The organism is Fibrobacter sp. UWB7 (genome assembly GCF_900142945.1).
Classification (GTDB): Bacteria; Fibrobacterota; Fibrobacteria; order Fibrobacterales; family Fibrobacteraceae; genus Fibrobacter.
On the sequence record NZ_FRCO01000002.1, the window covers coordinates 65731 to 81515 of the forward strand.

A 15785-nucleotide genomic window follows, 5' to 3' on the forward strand; every position below is an offset into this window, starting at 1 on the left:
GCGGTTGTATTAGACTCGTGTGGTCCTGTCAAAAATAGGGGAAAATTGCAATGGACAAAAAGATTGTTCTAAAAAATGTGTTTTTTGATGGCGCCAAGCGCGACATCTTGATTGTCGGTAATCTCTTTGAAAAGGTGACGCGTCCGCTGGAACCTGCTGATTACGAAGGCGCTGAAATCGTTGATTGTTCGCATTTCGCGATTATGCCTGCTTTCTATAACGGCCATACGCATGCATCAATGTCGCTGTTGCGCGGTTTTGCTGACGACATGGAACTCGGCAAGTGGCTCAACGAATACATTTGGCCGACAGAAGCGAAACTCACGCCTGACGATATCGCTGTTGGGAGCCGCCTTGCAGTTCTCGAAATGATCAAGTCGGGAACGGTATTTTTTACGGACATGTATTGGCATCGTGAACAGACGATGCGCGTTGTCGAAGAGATGGGAATCCGTGCGGCAATTGGCGTTACGTTTGCGGAACCGCTGATGTCGCCAGAAGCTTGGGCGGCGAATGTCGATTTCTTGAAGAATCACACGGGCGAATCGGAACGTGTGCAGCTCGTGGTAATGCCGCATGCAATTTACACGGTGGGCGAGGAGAAAACTGCAGAACTCATTGAACTTGCCCATGCCGAGAATTACAAGATTCACACGCATTTGTCCGAAACGATGACTGAAATTAAGAATTGCATGGAACAGTTCGGCTGTACGCCTGTGGAATTCTGGAAGCGTTTGGGCGGTTTGAACTCGAACTTCTCGGCGGCGCACTGCACGCATTTCACGGCGTCTGACCGCAAGATTTTTGCAGAATCGGGAGCGACCGCAATTCTGAACCCGTGTTCCAACATGAAGTTGAATAGCGGTATTCCGCAGGTTGCCGAAATGCTCAAGGATGGCTTGAAGCTTGGGCTTGGCACGGATGGCGATTCTTCGAACAACAATCTCGACATGCAAGAAGAAATGAAAACCATTGCGCTTTTGGCGAAGTATCTCGGAACCGCAGAAACGCTTCCTGCCGAAGATGCTCTCAAGATGGCTACATGCAATGTTGCGCAGTTCTTTGGAATCAATGCCGGCCGCATTGCAGAAGGCTATCTCGCAGATTGCTTGCTGATTGACTTGGACAATGAACGCATGGTGCCATGCTACAACATCTATAGCAACTGGGTCTATTCTGCAAATTCTAGCGCAATTGACTCTGTCATGTGCAATGGTAAGTTCGTGATGCGCGGTCGCCATGTCGATGGGGAAGAAGAAATCCTCCGCGACGCTCGCGAATGTGCGGCACGATTAGCTTCTAAATAACGATTATTTTTTAGCAGCGTTTGAAGACGAGCTCTTTCCGTTTTCAAACGTTTTTACTGCGGCATCCTTAGCGGCAATGGCGGCGTCTTTTGCTTTTTCGGCTGTTTCGCTAACTTTATTTGCTACGCTGTCGGCTGCATTCTTGACGGCAGTCTTTGCGCTGTCTGCGGCTTCTTCTGCCGTATCTTTTGCCTTGTTGATAGTTTTGTCTGTAATCGACTTAGTAAGTTCGCTTGCTTTTTCCTTTGCCATTTTGCGGAGATTGACTTCGTCTGAAGAATAGCCCATGGTTTCAAGCGTCGATTTATAGACATTGTAAGCGATGGCGTCGTTTCTGGTGGCTTTGAGATTGCCTTCGACGGGGAGCAAATGCAGAATGGTCAGGAGGACAAAGCAAATAAGGGCTGCCTTGATGAGTCCGAACAACATACCCAAAATGCGGTTCGTCTTACCGACGATCGTGTCCTTGATAGAATCGCCAACGATGTGTCCGATGAGCGAGAACAGAAGGAACGGCACTAAAAAGCCGATGCAGGTACAGATGAGGCGTGCCGCAAAGTCGCCAAAGGCGAAATTACGTATAAAAAAATCCCCAAGTAAACCTTGTGCAAAATATGCACCAAAGATAGCGGCTACCCAACCGCACAGCTTAAACACACTGCTTAAGAGCCCGCGCCACAATCCGAGAATGCCGAACACGAGTATGCAAGCTGCGCATGTAATATCTATCCAATTCATTGGACAAATCCTCTAAAAACCTCTAGATAGCTAACTGCACACCGATGAATGCGATGGCTGTAACTATCACTCCTAGTATAAATCCTATTCCATACTTAAATGTAGTTTTTTGCGGCTTCGGAGATATCACGGAATCGATCGGTTGGTCTTCGTTTACGGTATCGGCCCATTCGGCGATGTAGGGGGTCATATCGCGCGGGTATTCTCTCATGAGGTCGGCGAGTTCGTTGGCGGCGTCGCATGCCGAAGAGGGGCGCTTGCTGGCGCGTTTGTTGAGCAGTTTCAACACGAACTTGCGGAGCGGTTTTGGAACATCGTTTGGGAAAACTTCCAGCTTGAACTTCATCTTGAGAATGTTTTCGCGGGTCTCCTCGAAGTCCTTGCCGCGGAAAAGATTCTCGCCGATGAGCATTTCGCTTGCGATGATGCCGATGCTAAAGAGGTCGCTTGCGTAGTTGACCTTTTGCCCCATGATTTGTTCTGGGCTCATGTAGGCGGCGGTCCCGATGATGCAACCGGTCTGCGTAAGTTCCTTGCCGATTTCGAGCGGGGTTTCGGTGTGCGCAATGCCAAAGTCGAGGAGGCGCACTCGTCCGTCCTTGTCAATCATCATGTTGGCGGGCTTCAAGTCGCGGTGGGTCACGCCGTTGCGGTGGGCATGGCTCAAGGCGCTCAAGAGTTCGTACAAGATTGTCTCGACAACCCAGACGGGCGGTCGCTTGTTCCTGAGGAGCAAGTCCTTGAGGCTTGAACCTTGTACGTACTCCATCGACATCGTGTAGTTGCCGTCGCTGTCTTTCCAGAGGGCATACGGCTGGATGATGCTCGGGTGGTTCAGGTGGGCGAGGATGCTCCCTTCTTGCAGGAATCTCTTGATGTAAATGTCCTGCTGGTTCAAGTTTGTATTGAGCCTTTTGGCGACGACAAGTCGGTCAAGGGACGGGTCTCTACAGAGCCACAGGCTACCCATGGCTCCGCTATTGAGAGCTTGTATTGGTTTGTATCCGCCAATTTTAGACGGGAGTTGATCCTTGACTTTCTTTCGAGACTGTGTTGCCTTGACCTCTTCCATGCTGCCCTATATAGAAAATGATTTATTTCTTGTCGCTCAAGTAAATGCTCTGGTGTTTCGTCTTCGGATCCTGATTCGGGTAATCGAGGATGTAGTGAAGCCCGCGAGATTCCTTGCGACGGAGGGCGGCAATGAGAATCATCTTGGAAACCTGAAGGGCGTTCAGGAATTCCAGGAAGTGCAAGTTTTCAGTTTCTTTGTTCTTGATGGCGGCTGCAACGTCGGCTTCGAGGCTTTCGATAACCTTGAGGCCTTGGTTGAGTCCTGCGACGGTACGGACAATGCCGCAGTGCGTCCACATCATGTCCTGGAGCATCTTCTTGCGCTTGCGCCAGTAGGCGGCCTTTGCGAAGCTGACTGTTTCTTTCTTGGACTTGGGTGCGGTGAATTTATCCTTAGTGATGCCGCTCTTTTCGATATCATCGACAGCGCGGATGGCAAACACTACGCTTTCCAAAAGCGAGTTCGAGGCAAGACGGTTTGCTCCGTGAACGCCTGTTGCAGCAACTTCGCCGCAAGCATAGAGTCCCTTGATTTCGGTGCGGGACCAAGTATCGACGAGAACACCACCACACATGTAGTGGGCTGCCGGAACGACCGGGATCCATTCCTTCGTAATGTCGATGCCTGCATCCATGCACTTAGAATAAATGTGCGGAAAGTGGCTCTTGATGTCCTTCGGGGTACGGCCAGAGAGGTCGATAAACATGTGGTCCTTGCCAAGACGCTGCATTTCGCTGTGGATTGCGCGAGCGACAATATCACGCGGGGCGAGGGAGTGCAGTGGGTGCACCTGGTTCATGAATTCTTCGCCCTTGTCGTTCTTGAGGATACCGCCGAAACCGCGCACCGCTTCGGAAATGAGGAACGGCTTCTTGAACTTCGGTGCGTACAAGCTAGTTGGGTGGAACTGCATGAACTCGATGTCCTGGAGAGCTGCGCCTGCACGGGCTGCAATTGCCATGCCGTCGCCACAGCTATCGGGCGGGCAGACGGTGTATTGCCAAATACGGCCTGCACCACCTGTCGAAAGGATGGTTGCCTTGGCGTAGATGCTTTCGACTTCGCCGGACTTCTGGTGGATAATCTTTGCACCGACGCAGCGTTTGTCCTTGCCTTCGCCTTCGCAAATCAAGTCCTTGATGTAGCAGTTTTCAAGGTAGTCGATGTTCTTTTGCTTGTGAAGTTCGCAGAGGAGGGCGCGCATGATCTCTTTACCGGTGAGGTCTGCGGCGTGCAAAATGCGGTGGTGGCTGTGTCCGCCTTCGAGGTGGAGGTCAAACTGCGTTTTGTCCTCGGGGGACGGTGTGAACTGGACGCCCCACTTCACGAGTTGCTTGATAGTCGTGGGACCGTTCTTCACGAGAATTTTCACGGAGTCCTTTTTGCAAAGACCTGCACCTGCTTCGAGGGTGTCTGCCACATGGAATTCAAATTTGTCTGTTTTTTCGGTGACAGAGCAGATACCGCCTTGAGCGTAGTTCGATGAGCCGTCCGGCTTTGCACCTTTGGTTAAAATGACAACGTGGAACCCTTTTCCTGCCGCGTGGAGGGCGGCGCTCAATCCAGAAATGCCGGCACCCAGAACCAAAATATCGTACATGAGATACTCCAAAGGAATTGATGTATTTTTATGTCCAATAAATAGAAAAAATAGGGCTTTTCGGCATTATATTTGGCTTGCAATATCAATAAAATAAAATGCAAACATTTTTTTTTGCTATTTTTCGAGCGACAAAATTTTAATGGAGTTGTCTCTATGTTAACGTGGATTAATGAAAAAGCCAAGTGGGTAATTGTGATCTTTGCCGCCGGTATCGCCGTCGGTCTCCTCGCCATGGACCGTGTTCCGGACCAGGGCCGCAGCTATCCTATCGGCGTTGTCAATGATACCAAGATTTCTTATACGGATTTTGATTCTCGCGTGAAGATGATCGTGCAGAATCAGTACCAGAACCAGCACTTGGACGACGAACAGTACTCTCAGCTCCGCGCTCAGGTGTTCTCCAGCTTCGTTCGTCAGGCTCTTTTTGCCGAACAGTACGAAAAGGCCGAACTGAGTGCCTCGGTTGCCGAACTCAAGAACGAATTCAAGCGCAATTCCGACGCCGTTCGTGCCCGCTTGGTCCAGGAAGCTCAGGCTCGCCTCTATGCCATCCAGCAGCAGGCTACTTCTCAGGATGACTTGATCCAGCGTTCTCAGGCATACCTCAGCTCTTTGCCGAAGTTCCTCACGGACACGACTTTCAACAAGGCTGATTACGATGCTTGGATTGAAACTCCGGCTGCATACCGCTGGAGCTCCATGCTCATGCTCGAAGACGAAATGAAGAACAACACCATTCCGGCTCGTCAGCTCCAGACCTTGGTTGGTGCTTCTGTCCATCCGACATCTCTTGAAGCCAAGTGGAGTGTCGAACGCCGCATGACGGATTACGAACTGCAGGTGGCGGTCGCCCCGAATTCTGCATTTGTTGTGGATAGCAACTCCGTGGATAGCGTGATGGTCGCTGGCTACTTCAACGCTCATCTCGACAGCTTCTTTGTTAAGAGTGACGCTGCTCAGTTCCAGTATGTTTCTATCCCGGTCGAAGCTACCGCCGGTGATGACGCAAGCATCCGCGAATACGCTATGACGCTTTACTACCAGCTCACCGACTCCTCTTCTACGACGACCTTCGAAGACATGGCTCGCGTTTCTTCTGAAGATCCGGGCAGTGCTGAAAAGGGCGGTATCTTGAGCGATGATTTCGTTGGTCGTGGCACTTATGTGAAGCCGTTCGAAGAAGTTGCTTTTGCTCTTGACTCTGGCAAGATTTCTGAACCGGTCCGCTCTCAGTTCGGTTACCACATCATCAAGTCTTACGGCAATGTGAAGAACGCTAAGGGTGAAGTTGAAAAGGTCAAGGTTGGCCACATCCTCCTCACCGTGACGGCTTCTTCTAACACTATTGATAGCCTCGAAAAGATTCTCACCAATATCAAGAAGGATGTTGATGCTGGCTCTGACTTGCTGACTGAAGCTCAGGCTCGCGGTCTCGAAGTCAAGACTTCTGAATGGGTTTCTCGTGATGGCAACATGGCTGCCTTTGGTTACCTCAAGGGTCTCGCTTCTTTCGCATGGCCGAACGAAAACCTCCCGAAAGAAGAAAGCGAAATCTCTGGCGTGCTCAGAAACAACAAGTGGGTTGTCATTGCCAAGAAGATTGGTTCCTTCAAGGCTGGCGAACGTAGCCTCCCGCTCTACTACAGCGATATCAAGGAATCTCTCCTCAAGCAGAAGGCTGGCAAGGCTGCCGAAATCTACTTGAACTCTGTTGCGGCTCAGGTCAAGGCTTGGAATCCGGCTGATACTGCTACCAAGATTGAAAAGGTTGAACTTGAAACCAAGAATTCCTCTGTCGATGGCTTTGTTCCGGGCTTTGGCTACGGCAATGCCCAGATCGCAAAGGTTGTTGGCAAGGCTACGGTTGGCGAATGGACTGCTCCGGTTGTCGCTGAAAACGGTGCCGTGATGCTCAAGGTTGTTTCCAAGAAGACTCCGAAGCTCGAAGAAGTCGAAGACGCCATCAAGCAGGATGTAGACAACTCCTACCGCTTTGGTGTGATGACTGCTTTCAACGACTACGTGACGACTCTCGAAGCTTCTACGCCGGTCCAGAGCAACCTCGATCTCTTCTATAGAGACTAGTCTTTAGTTAATGGTTATTGGTCAGTAGTCATTAGAGATGATTTCTAAAATCAATCACTAATGACTAACTACTAATAACTACGGACGAATTCTAGTAAATGCGGCAGAGCAACCCTCAGCAAATAAACTCAATTATTGGTTGACGGATAAAGTTTAAATTGCTATAATGTGCCGCACTCGCCCCCATCGTCTAGTGGCCCAGGACTCGGGATTCTCATTCCCGCAACAGCGGTTCGAGTCCGCTTGGGGGTACTAAAAACGACCAACCGAAAGGCTGGTCGTTTTTACTTTCCGCCACAGGGGTATAAAAAGTCTCATGATGAAATCATGAGGCTTTTTTTGTTTTCCGCATCACATCATCCTAGAGCGTCGCGACGGGATTCAGTAACAATAAAAAAGCCAGGGCTTGTACCCTGGCTTTAAATGCGTTTCGCGAATTTTCAATTACTTGATCGTGCTGGTCAAGCGGAATGCAAATCCAACGTCGCTGATTTCATTGCCGCTGTATACGCTGAACTGGAGCTTGGAATTGGCAATCTTCTTTGCCCATGCCACCGTCCATGCCCAGTTATCGACGTCCTTGTTGTTAGAGAGAACGTCGCGGTCATTGATGTGTTCCCATTCAACGTAGAGGCTGCTCATGAGTGTGTTCATGAAGCAATCTTTCTTCGGAGTGTATTCAGCACCGATGTAGAACGGATGGTAAGCGTCACCCGGTTTCATGTACTTGTATTCCGGAGCAACGTAGTTGGGAGCTGTCGTCTTGACTGCATCTTCCTGCGTGACGATATAGCCGTATTCACCATAAACGCGCAAGAAATCGAGCGGCTTGTAGCTCAAGTAGGTTGCAATGCGGTGGGTGAGGGCTGCTGTATTTTGGAATGGGTCAATAGCGTTCACGCGATAAGCGAACTTTGCTTCGAACGGAAAATCAAATTTGAGATCTTCTTCAAGGCGGATATAACCCGTATTGAACTTGTTGTCTCTTGTGGCGACCATGGCGGTGAAGTTCGAGTAACCGGTCTGCCAGCCGAGTTCAGCGGCATTGTGGCTGTAATCGCGCATCCAAAGGCCGCGGGCAGTGAGGTCCTTATCGATGTAAGTACCGAAGTGGGTAGACTGAGACCAGTCCGTCTTCCAGTGACCGATTTTGAGGTTGAGTTTGTAGGTGTCAAAATTCCACTTGTAGTTTGCCCAGTAGAGGTCTGCGAGAATCTTGTCGTAGCTAGTGGTCTTGCCATCGCCATCCTTAATCTTGTTGCCGAACTGCGGGGCGAAAATGCGAAGCATCACCTGTGCATCAAAGTTTTCGCTCTTGTAGAGACCGCCAATGTTGGCGCGGATCCAGAAAGAGCTCAGGTTGTTGTCGTGGTCGGCAATCATCTTGGTTGCCTGAGTCTGGACATTACCCTTGAGATTGAATTCGCCATCGGCTGCAAAGGCTGCAGAACACATGCCCGCAACCAAAAGTGCGCTTGTCATTTTTTTGAAGTTCATAATTTCTCCGTACAAATTTTGTGTGCGCAAATCTAGAAATTTCGGAAAATATTTAAAGATTATTTGAAAGTAAGCGAATCAATTTTTATTTTTGCCACGCAAAATACGCTTCATTTTTTAGGAGTACAAGAATGAGAATGATATCCCGTATTGCCCTTTCGGCTATGGTGGCAGTTTCTTTTGCCTCGGCCGGCAAGCTCGCACCGAACAAGACGCATGCCGTGTTGAACGTGACTTACACGAACGAAGATAACGTTCCGCATGCCAAGAAAAAGCTCACGTTTGTGGGTCAGAACAAGGGAAAAAAGGTGGTCATCACGACGGACGTTTATGGTGAAGCAAGCTTCCATATTCCGCGTGAAGATTCTTACACGATTCTCTGCGAAAGCTTGACGGGACCGTTCGAATGCGGCGAAACTCCGTATGTTTCTCGCACGGCAAGCACGGGTGGAATTTCGGTTGTTTTTGACGATACTCGTTCGGAACTTACGGGTGTGACGTTCAAGGCGGGCAGTGCAGAACTTGTGCCGAGCTCCTTGAAAACTCTCAATGCTGCAATTGCAGGGCTCAAGCGCAATCCGAAGGCTAAGATTGAGGTGGAAGGACATACGAGTAGCGATGGTTCCGCAGAACTCAACCAGCAGCTTTCCGAAGACCGCGCAAACAGTGTCCGCAATTACATGATTGAACAGGGCATTGACGCTGACCGCGTGACTGCAGTGGGTTACGGACCGAGCCGCCCGAAGGGGGACAACTCGACTGAAGCGGGGCGCCGCGCTAACCGTCGCATCGAGCTTAAAGTGCTCAACGCCGACGAAGTAAATTTTTAAAAAACGAAAAAAGCCGCAATCGCGGCTTTTTTTATGTCATTCCCGCCTCCGAGCGGGAATCTCCTTTTTTAGGGGATTAAACTGCACGAATTCCGTCTTCGGTAATCACGATTTTGCCTTCGCGGAAAAGCGTCCCGATAATCTTCTTGAACGTCTTCTTGGACATGCCGAATTCACGACGGATAGTTTCCGGGTCTGTGTGGTCGCCGTAGGGGAGGAATCCGCCCGCAGCTTCGAGCTTTTGCATGACTGCATTGGGGCTTTCGCTTTTCATCACGCCCTTGTAACCGATCGGAGTTAAGTTGAGCGTAATCTTTCCGTCGCTTGTGAAGCGCTGGATGAATCCGGGCATCGTATCGCCGATGTAGATGCGTTCCATGCCGGGCGTCATCATGAGGCGACCCGTGTAACGATAATCCACGAGGCAATCAACATAGTCGGGTGTGACTTCGTAAGCGGCGAGTTCTACGCGCTGACCGATGTGCAAGTCATTCGTGTCCGGATCGATAAAGCTCTTGATTTTTTCGGTGGCGATGATGCGTCCGCTCTTTTCGTCTTCGAGTACAAAGACAACGCAGCGGTCGCCTTTCTGCAATTCGCCGAGTTGCTGCTTGAAGGGGAGGAACAAGTCCTTGTTGAGACCCCAATCCAAGAATGCGCCAACGCGGTTGACTTCCTTGACGGTAAGTACCGCAAATTCGCCTACCTGTGCGAGCGGCTTGTCAAGCGTTGCAATCGGGCGGTCTTCGGAGTCCGTGTAAACGAACACGTCAATGATTTCGCCTTCGACGAGTGTGAATTTGTTGCGGTTGCCGGGGAGGAGCACGCTTCCGCCGGTTTCAAGTTCGAGGTAATACCCCTGAGGCGTGATAGATTCGACGCGTGCGCGGTTAATTCTTCCAAGTTCCATAATTTGCCTTTCCGTTCAAGTGTTGCCGCGAACAATCGCGGTTCATTAATGTCTTGCCCGCCACCGAGCTCTTTGATCACTTAGTGCTTTAGCACTTACGTGAGCATGATCCGCGAATGGGGAGGGCATCTCCTTTAAATATACTTTTTTGTGCGGTTGGCCGCAAGGGTTTGCGCATTCTCAAACGTGTGCTTTCTTGTATTGCATGCAGCCCAGCGCCCCTTTGTGCACGGAGATTTTATTCCGTTGGCAGTTCCTTGCAATGCCGCATAAACCTAAGCGTTTCTTTTTCGCCATCCTTTGCGAGTTTCTTGAGCAGGAACAGTAACTTCTTGTAAGTCGTTTCCGTCATCTTCTCATGCGCGGTGCTTTTCGTCAAATACAGGAGCGGTGCCTCTTGCGTGTAACCTTTCCTGTTATACGTCTTGGAGGCTGCCACGCGGTCGCAGAACATCTCCTTGATGTAGCGGTCCGGCATGTCCATCGGCACGATTTTCTTCGTCTTCATGTCGTAATCGTACCAAAATTCAAAGTGGTGCTTGTTGCGCCCCTTGTGGTGCATCCATGCAAGACTGTAACCTGTATCGCGACGCTCGCCGTTGTTCGGCGATTCCTTGCCTGTGTAATACTTCGCGCCAGGAATAAATTCGGTAGGGCTGTATTTCGACAAATCGTGGAATAGCCCCTGTAACCCGATACCCGCCTTTATACAAAGCCGAATGACTTCGTTTCGGTGTTTTGTAATCGTAATGAAATGACGGATCGGGTGGAACATAATTGCAATATGTAATATAATAAAAATTGCTATTCCAGATACGTTAGACCATTATAATTGAATCGTACAATGTCTATCGACTTGTCGGCTTGCTCGATCAGTTTCTGTTTCCATTCGCTCATCGGGATGTCGCTTGCGATGAGTTTGTTCAGACGTTGACCGAACAGAATTTCTTCGCGGGTGATTGTTTCGCCGTTTGATTTGGTGCAGCCGTTGATGTGTGCCTCGGTGGGGTTGCTGATGAACATCGACGAGAAAAATCCGTGGAGATTCATGTTCCTGGCAAATGACGATGCGTAACACCAAATTCCGATAACGCGTTTTGCCTTGATGTGGCGTACATTTTTTTCAGATATAATAAATGGATTGCCGTGGGTTTGTGGTGACAAGAGTCCGCTGGGGTAGCCGTGCCCACATAATATAATAGTGTCTTTTTCAGTGAGCAACGCTTGTTCGACTTTCTTTGACCATGGCCCGTTGAATCCGTTGATCTCGATGACCTTGACGTTCGGCAGGTCTTTCCAGATGTGTTTGAGAACCAACGTGTCCGTGTCGCCCATGTTAGAAAAAATAACGGTAGCAGAATTCATAATAATCTCCTTTTTTTCTGTATCGTTGTTTTGCCTAAATTTGTCAACTAGCTGGAGTGACAGAAAATGACCTTGACAAAAATCATATTTTTTACTATATTTGCCCGGCTTTTATGAGTTTTATTTTATAATTGTTTAATGAAAATAATGTTTTAGGGTTTAAGGAAAATTAATTGTTTTCCTGTTTCCCTCTGTCGTTTTTCCTTGACATCTTTGTTTGACTTTTAATCCATTAATTAAAGAGGTAAGTTATGGATATGTCTTGTGCTGTACAGACAAATGATTCTCCACGCTTTAAGCAGGAGGATAAAGAATACATCTACGCATTGTTCGATGCGTTCATCAAAAAAACTCTTGTCGAAGACCGCGCCATCGATTTTTCGGCACCCGCAATACTCAACGACGATGGCTCCATAGAATTCTACGAAAGCGACTACCAGTTCTCAGACTTATTTCGAGGGCCCGTCCTCAATAAAACAAAGGCTTGCTTTGAACAACTAATAGCTAAGCGAGTCACGAAAGAAATCAAGCAACTAGCGACATCCGAACCGGTAGTGGAAAAATTACTACTGCTGGCTGCTCATTTCTACTGGTTGTGGAGCTTGGGTATTTCTTTTTGTAAAACTTCTTGCGGTGAATATAGCAAGGCACTTTCTTTCAAAGAAGGTTGGGCAGATTACATTGACGACTACGATATAGAAGAAGGTCTCTGGAATGCATCGACAAATAGCCTCACTCGCAAAAAAGAACTGATGTTGATCTATTCTATCTTCGAACAGTTCATCTCATGGCCGAAAAAGCCAACGTTCAAAAACTTGTTCGAACTGAAACAGTCTTTGGTCCATTTCATCTTCAAAACCAAGCTTGATTCAGTCGCTCCAATTCGCAACGGTCTGCTCCATTTCTGTAATCCCGACCGTTACATCGACTTCTACCATTATGAATCAAAAGTTCAGTACGTCGAAAATAACTCCAACCTGCTGCGAGATTACAAGGTGTCGGACTACGCTCAAATGCTCACACAGGATGGTCTCTACTTCTCCACCAGAATCGGCAAGATCGAAGACCGTATGGTCTACAAGGCTAACCGAACCGAAGAAAAAATTTGCTACATCTACGACAAGCTCACTCAAGTGTGCTAAAAAGAGGATTTATTATGATCGCCAAAAACAAAGAACATCTTATTGAACTTATCCGTAAAGCCATTGACGAAAATGGTTATGAGTGCGACCTGAATTTTATTGACGTGTCACAAGTGTATGATATGAGCGGATTGTTTAGCCATTCTCCGTTCAACGGCGACATTAGTAAATGGGATGTGTCAAATGTGTGGAGCATGAGAGAAATGTTTGCTCTCTCTCAGTTTAATGGCGATATTAGTGGGTGGAACGTATCAAACGTGACGGATATGGGAAGCATGTTTTGGAGGTCTAAATTCAATGGCGATATCAGTCATTGGGATGTGTCTAATGTGACGTACATGGCGTGTATGTTTAGCTGTTCTAAGTTCAATGGGGACATCAGCCGTTGGAATGTGTCTCGTGTGACAGATATGAGAGGCATGTTTGTTCATTCTCCATTCAATGGCGATGTCAGTCATTGGAATGTATCGAATGTGAAAGATTTTGGCTGTATGTTTGACGAATCTGCTACGGAATGGGCGATGTGTTATCCGTCCTGGTATAAGGGTAAGCGAGTAAATGGGATTGTTGCCGAGAACCGCGAAAATCTTATTGAAATTATTAAAGCCGCAATTAAAAGAAATGGCTCAGAGTGTGATTTGAATTATGTTGACGTGTCGCAAGTGACGAATATGAGATATCTGTTTGTTCATTCACAATTCAATGGCGATATTAGTGGGTGGGATGTGTCGAATGTGACAGATATGAGGGGAATGTTTAGAGATTCTCTATTTGCAGGTGATATCAGTCAGTGGAATGTCTCAAAAGAAACGGTTAAGGATAGTATGTTTTTCAACTCTGGTATTGAAAAAAACAATCGCTATCCATCTTGGTATGGAAAAGATGAACAGGTCCATAAGGTTGTTGCTCGGGATCGTGATCATCTTATCGAGCTTATTGATGCGGCAATTGAAAGAAACGGTCTTGAATGTGACTTGAATTTTATCGATGTGTCGCAGGTAACGGATATGAGTTGGCTGTTTGGTTTTTATCCGTTTGATGATGAAACGGATGAAGTCATTCCCGAAGAAGAATTGAATGAGTTGCAGAAAAAAGCTCAAAAAAGAAGTCAATTTTATGGAGATATCAGTCAATGGGACGTGTCGCATGTGACAAACATGAAAGCGATGTTTTTTCACTCTTGTTTTAATGGCGATATCAGTCAGTGGGATGTGTCGTGCGTGAAAGACATGAGGGGGGTGTTTTTCTCTTCTCGATTCAATGGTGATATTGGTCGGTGGAATGTATCGAATGTGACTGATATGAGTATGATGTTTGTTAATTCCGTGTTTAACAAAGATATTAGCCAATGGAATGTATCAAATGAGACGCTTAAGGATGATATGTTTAAAGATTCAGCTACGGAATGGGCGAATTGCTATCCGTCCTGGTATGGGATAGATGAACGGAACCAGAAAGTTGTTGCTACCGACTGTTATAATCTTATGGAGATTATTGATGCCGCGATTGAAAGAAAAGGTTTGCAATGCGACTTGAATTATATTGACGTGTCGCAAGTGACGAATATGCGCAAGTTGTTTGGGTTTACGCGAATTTTTAATGATTACGGCGAAGAAATCCTCGATGAGGAGTATGGGGAATGGACTAAAGAAGCTCGATTGAGAAACAAGTTTAATGGCGATATCAGTGGGTGGGATGTATCGAACGTGACGGATATGACGGATATGTTTCGCGGTTCTGATTTCAATGGTGACATAAGTCAATGGGATGTGTCAAATGTAACGAACATGGAAGGGCTTTTTGTCAGCTCAAAATTTAATGGCGATATCAGTCGATGGAATGTATCGAACGTGACGGATATGAACAATATGTTTGGCAGCACTGAATTCAATGGCGATATAAGCGGGTGGGATGTATCAAACGTGACTAATATGATGGGTATGTTTTGGGTCTCTGAATTCAACGGTGACATTAGTAAATGGAATGTGTCAAATGTGAAAGATATGTATGGCATGTTTGAATGGTCTAAGTTCAATGGAGATATTAGCCATTGGGATGTATCTCATGTGACGAATATGAAAAACATGTTTTATAGTTCCGAATTTAATGGCGATATCAGTCAATGGAATGTGTCTAACGTAACGGAAATGAGCGGCATGTTTCAATGTTCTAAGTTCAATGGCGACATCAGCCATTGGAATGTATCCCATGTGACGAATATGAAAGACATGTTTCATGGTTCCGAATTTAATGGTGATATCAGTCAATGGAATGTGTCTAACGTAACGGAAATGAGCGGCATGTTTCAATATTCAAAATTCAAAGGCGACATCAGCCAGTGGGATATGTCAAATGTTACAGATAAAGAGGATATGTTTGATAACGATGATGATATGATTGCCGAAAATGATGAAATGTTTGACGAAGATGATGAGTAGAGAGGCGGGGTAGAGTTATTTTACAATTCCCACTCATTTAACGATAATATATGGGTGGGGTTTATTGTATCTATTTCTTTTTTACAAGGAATTATTATGATCAAAAAATATCTAGAAAATGAATACAAAGAAGACATCAAGAATGTCTTTAACACAGAACCAAGGGACGATGGTTGGTTCTGCATTGACCATCACAATGAATTATGGTCTGAAATCCAGGCTAAGAACTTGGCTTTGTCTAAGGAAAATCCGGACCGTCATTTTGTTCTATCTAGTGTATTTCTATTTCATTTCGCAGTTACCATAGCCATGTGGGATGAATGTTCTTACAACCAAACGTTCAATTATGATGGTTTTAAGGAGTTCTATGAAGGATTGACTAGATGGCCGCAGATGCATCTGACGTACTGGAAGGAATTTACCCAAAGAGATTCTGAAGAAGAATTCCTACTGGCTGATGTCAAAAAAATTTTAGACCGATTCTGTCTGATGCGTAATGGCATTCAAAATCGAACAAGTGAATTTATGTTGTCGTGCATCTTCACTGCTATGCAGGGGCAATTGAATGATGCTCTGCTTAAATGGAATGTTTCGGAAAAGTCTAAGGTCGCGGTTTCTTCTAAAGTCCAGTACCTTCTGGAAAGAATCAGGGATGTTTTGAAGGCTGGGTACAAGCCGTACGAACCGGAGGGGGAACAAGAAAATAAAGATGTCGATTCAACGACTCCCCAAAGCAATCTATATAATATTGCTGATGATGAATTTGATGAAATTTAGCACCTAGTTTATAATAGA

13 protein-coding genes and 1 tRNA gene are annotated in these 15785 nt (G+C 46.9%); 7 read left to right on the forward strand and 7 right to left on the reverse strand.

What is annotated here, in order from left to right:
• Positions 1-50: 50 nt before the first annotated feature.
• Complete coding sequence (locus tag BUC30_RS05805) at positions 51-1307, forward strand: amidohydrolase (RefSeq protein WP_073423986.1); 1257 nt, start codon at positions 51-53, stop codon at positions 1305-1307.
• Positions 1308-1310: 3 nt separating this feature from the next.
• Here BUC30_RS05805 and BUC30_RS05810 read toward each other — a convergent pair whose 3' ends face one another.
• Genes BUC30_RS05810 through nadB form a run of 3 tightly spaced genes read right to left on the reverse strand, consistent with a single transcriptional unit; the run spans position 1311 to position 4720 of the window.
• On the reverse strand, positions 1311-2045 hold the full coding sequence (locus BUC30_RS05810; RefSeq protein ID WP_073423987.1) for a CvpA family protein: 735 nt from the start codon (positions 2043-2045) through the stop codon (positions 1311-1313).
• Positions 2046-2067: 22 nt separating this feature from the next.
• The gene (locus BUC30_RS05815; protein ID WP_073423988.1) at positions 2068-3117 is read right to left on the reverse strand and encodes a serine/threonine protein kinase; all 1050 of its coding nucleotides are present in this window, start codon (positions 3115-3117) and stop codon (positions 2068-2070) included.
• Between the two features lie 22 nt (positions 3118-3139).
• Positions 3140-4720, reverse strand: a complete 1581-nt coding sequence (gene nadB, locus BUC30_RS05820; RefSeq protein WP_073423989.1) for an L-aspartate oxidase — start codon at positions 4718-4720, stop codon at positions 3140-3142.
• A gap of 156 nt (positions 4721-4876) precedes the next feature.
• Between nadB and BUC30_RS05825 the strand changes: the two genes are divergently transcribed.
• A complete protein-coding gene (locus BUC30_RS05825) occupies positions 4877-6808 on the forward strand; it encodes a peptidylprolyl isomerase (RefSeq protein WP_073423990.1) in 1932 nt (643 codons plus the stop codon).
• A gap of 179 nt (positions 6809-6987) precedes the next feature.
• A tRNA-Glu gene (locus BUC30_RS05830) sits at positions 6988-7060 on the forward strand.
• A gap of 192 nt (positions 7061-7252) precedes the next feature.
• Here BUC30_RS05830 and BUC30_RS05835 read toward each other — a convergent pair.
• Positions 7253-8305, reverse strand: coding sequence for a hypothetical protein (locus tag BUC30_RS05835; protein ID WP_073423991.1), 1053 nt, complete (start codon positions 8303-8305; stop codon positions 7253-7255).
• Between the two features lie 131 nt (positions 8306-8436).
• Here BUC30_RS05835 and BUC30_RS05840 point away from each other — a divergent pair, with 131 nt between their 5' ends.
• On the forward strand, positions 8437-9135 hold the full coding sequence (locus BUC30_RS05840; protein ID WP_073423992.1) for an OmpA family protein: 699 nt from the start codon (positions 8437-8439) through the stop codon (positions 9133-9135).
• Positions 9136-9211: 76 nt separating this feature from the next.
• Here the strand turns inward: BUC30_RS05840 and BUC30_RS05845 are convergent, their stop codons facing one another.
• The 3 genes from BUC30_RS05845 to BUC30_RS05855 all read right to left on the reverse strand — a co-directional run bounded on the left by BUC30_RS05845 (position 9212) and on the right by BUC30_RS05855 (position 11410).
• Positions 9212-10045, reverse strand: a complete 834-nt coding sequence (locus BUC30_RS05845) for a CvfB family protein (protein WP_073423993.1) — start codon at positions 10043-10045, stop codon at positions 9212-9214.
• A 238-nt stretch (positions 10046-10283) separates the two neighbouring features.
• A complete protein-coding gene (locus tag BUC30_RS05850) occupies positions 10284-10820 on the reverse strand; it encodes a DUF5662 family protein (RefSeq protein WP_073423994.1) in 537 nt (178 codons plus the stop codon).
• A gap of 29 nt (positions 10821-10849) precedes the next feature.
• On the reverse strand, positions 10850-11410 hold the full coding sequence (locus BUC30_RS05855) for a hypothetical protein (protein ID WP_073423995.1): 561 nt from the start codon (positions 11408-11410) through the stop codon (positions 10850-10852).
• Positions 11411-11661: 251 nt separating this feature from the next.
• Here BUC30_RS05855 and BUC30_RS05860 point away from each other — a divergent pair, with 251 nt between their 5' ends.
• The 3 genes from BUC30_RS05860 (at position 11662) to BUC30_RS05870 (ending at position 15767) form a co-directional block, all read left to right on the forward strand.
• Positions 11662-12552, forward strand: a complete 891-nt coding sequence (locus BUC30_RS05860) for a hypothetical protein (protein ID WP_073423996.1) — start codon at positions 11662-11664, stop codon at positions 12550-12552.
• 14 nt (positions 12553-12566) lie between these two features.
• Positions 12567-14990, forward strand: coding sequence for a BspA family leucine-rich repeat surface protein (locus BUC30_RS16295; protein WP_073423997.1), 2424 nt, complete (start codon positions 12567-12569; stop codon positions 14988-14990).
• A 96-nt stretch (positions 14991-15086) separates the two neighbouring features.
• Positions 15087-15767 (forward strand): hypothetical protein, encoded by a 681-nt coding sequence (locus BUC30_RS05870; protein ID WP_073423998.1) that lies wholly within the window; start codon positions 15087-15089, stop codon positions 15765-15767.
• The last annotated feature ends 18 nt before the right edge of the window (positions 15768-15785 follow it).

Bases quoted from the DNA above. Each gene is read 5' to 3' on its own strand.
- BUC30_RS05825 (WP_073423990.1), top strand. From the start codon at position 4,877: ATGTTAACGTGGATTAATGAAAAAGCCAAGTGGGTAATTGTGATCTTT.
- BUC30_RS05810 (WP_073423987.1), bottom strand. From the start codon at position 2,045: ATGAATTGGATAGATATTACATGCGCAGCTTGCATACTCGTGTTCGGC.
- BUC30_RS05860 (WP_073423996.1), top strand. From the start codon at position 11,662: ATGGATATGTCTTGTGCTGTACAGACAAATGATTCTCCACGCTTTAAG.
- BUC30_RS05805 (WP_073423986.1), top strand. From the start codon at position 51: ATGGACAAAAAGATTGTTCTAAAAAATGTGTTTTTTGATGGCGCCAAG.
- BUC30_RS05850 (WP_073423994.1), bottom strand. From the start codon at position 10,820: ATGTTCCACCCGATCCGTCATTTCATTACGATTACAAAACACCGAAAC.
- BUC30_RS05835 (WP_073423991.1), bottom strand. From the start codon at position 8,305: ATGAACTTCAAAAAAATGACAAGCGCACTTTTGGTTGCGGGCATGTGT.
- BUC30_RS05845 (WP_073423993.1), bottom strand. From the start codon at position 10,045: ATGGAACTTGGAAGAATTAACCGCGCACGCGTCGAATCTATCACGCCT.
- BUC30_RS05815 (WP_073423988.1), bottom strand. From the start codon at position 3,117: ATGGAAGAGGTCAAGGCAACACAGTCTCGAAAGAAAGTCAAGGATCAA.
- nadB (WP_073423989.1), bottom strand. From the start codon at position 4,720: ATGTACGATATTTTGGTTCTGGGTGCCGGCATTTCTGGATTGAGCGCC.
- BUC30_RS16295 (WP_073423997.1), top strand. From the start codon at position 12,567: ATGATCGCCAAAAACAAAGAACATCTTATTGAACTTATCCGTAAAGCC.
- BUC30_RS05840 (WP_073423992.1), top strand. From the start codon at position 8,437: ATGAGAATGATATCCCGTATTGCCCTTTCGGCTATGGTGGCAGTTTCT.
- BUC30_RS05870 (WP_073423998.1), top strand. From the start codon at position 15,087: ATGATCAAAAAATATCTAGAAAATGAATACAAAGAAGACATCAAGAAT.
- BUC30_RS05855 (WP_073423995.1), bottom strand. From the start codon at position 11,410: ATGAATTCTGCTACCGTTATTTTTTCTAACATGGGCGACACGGACACG.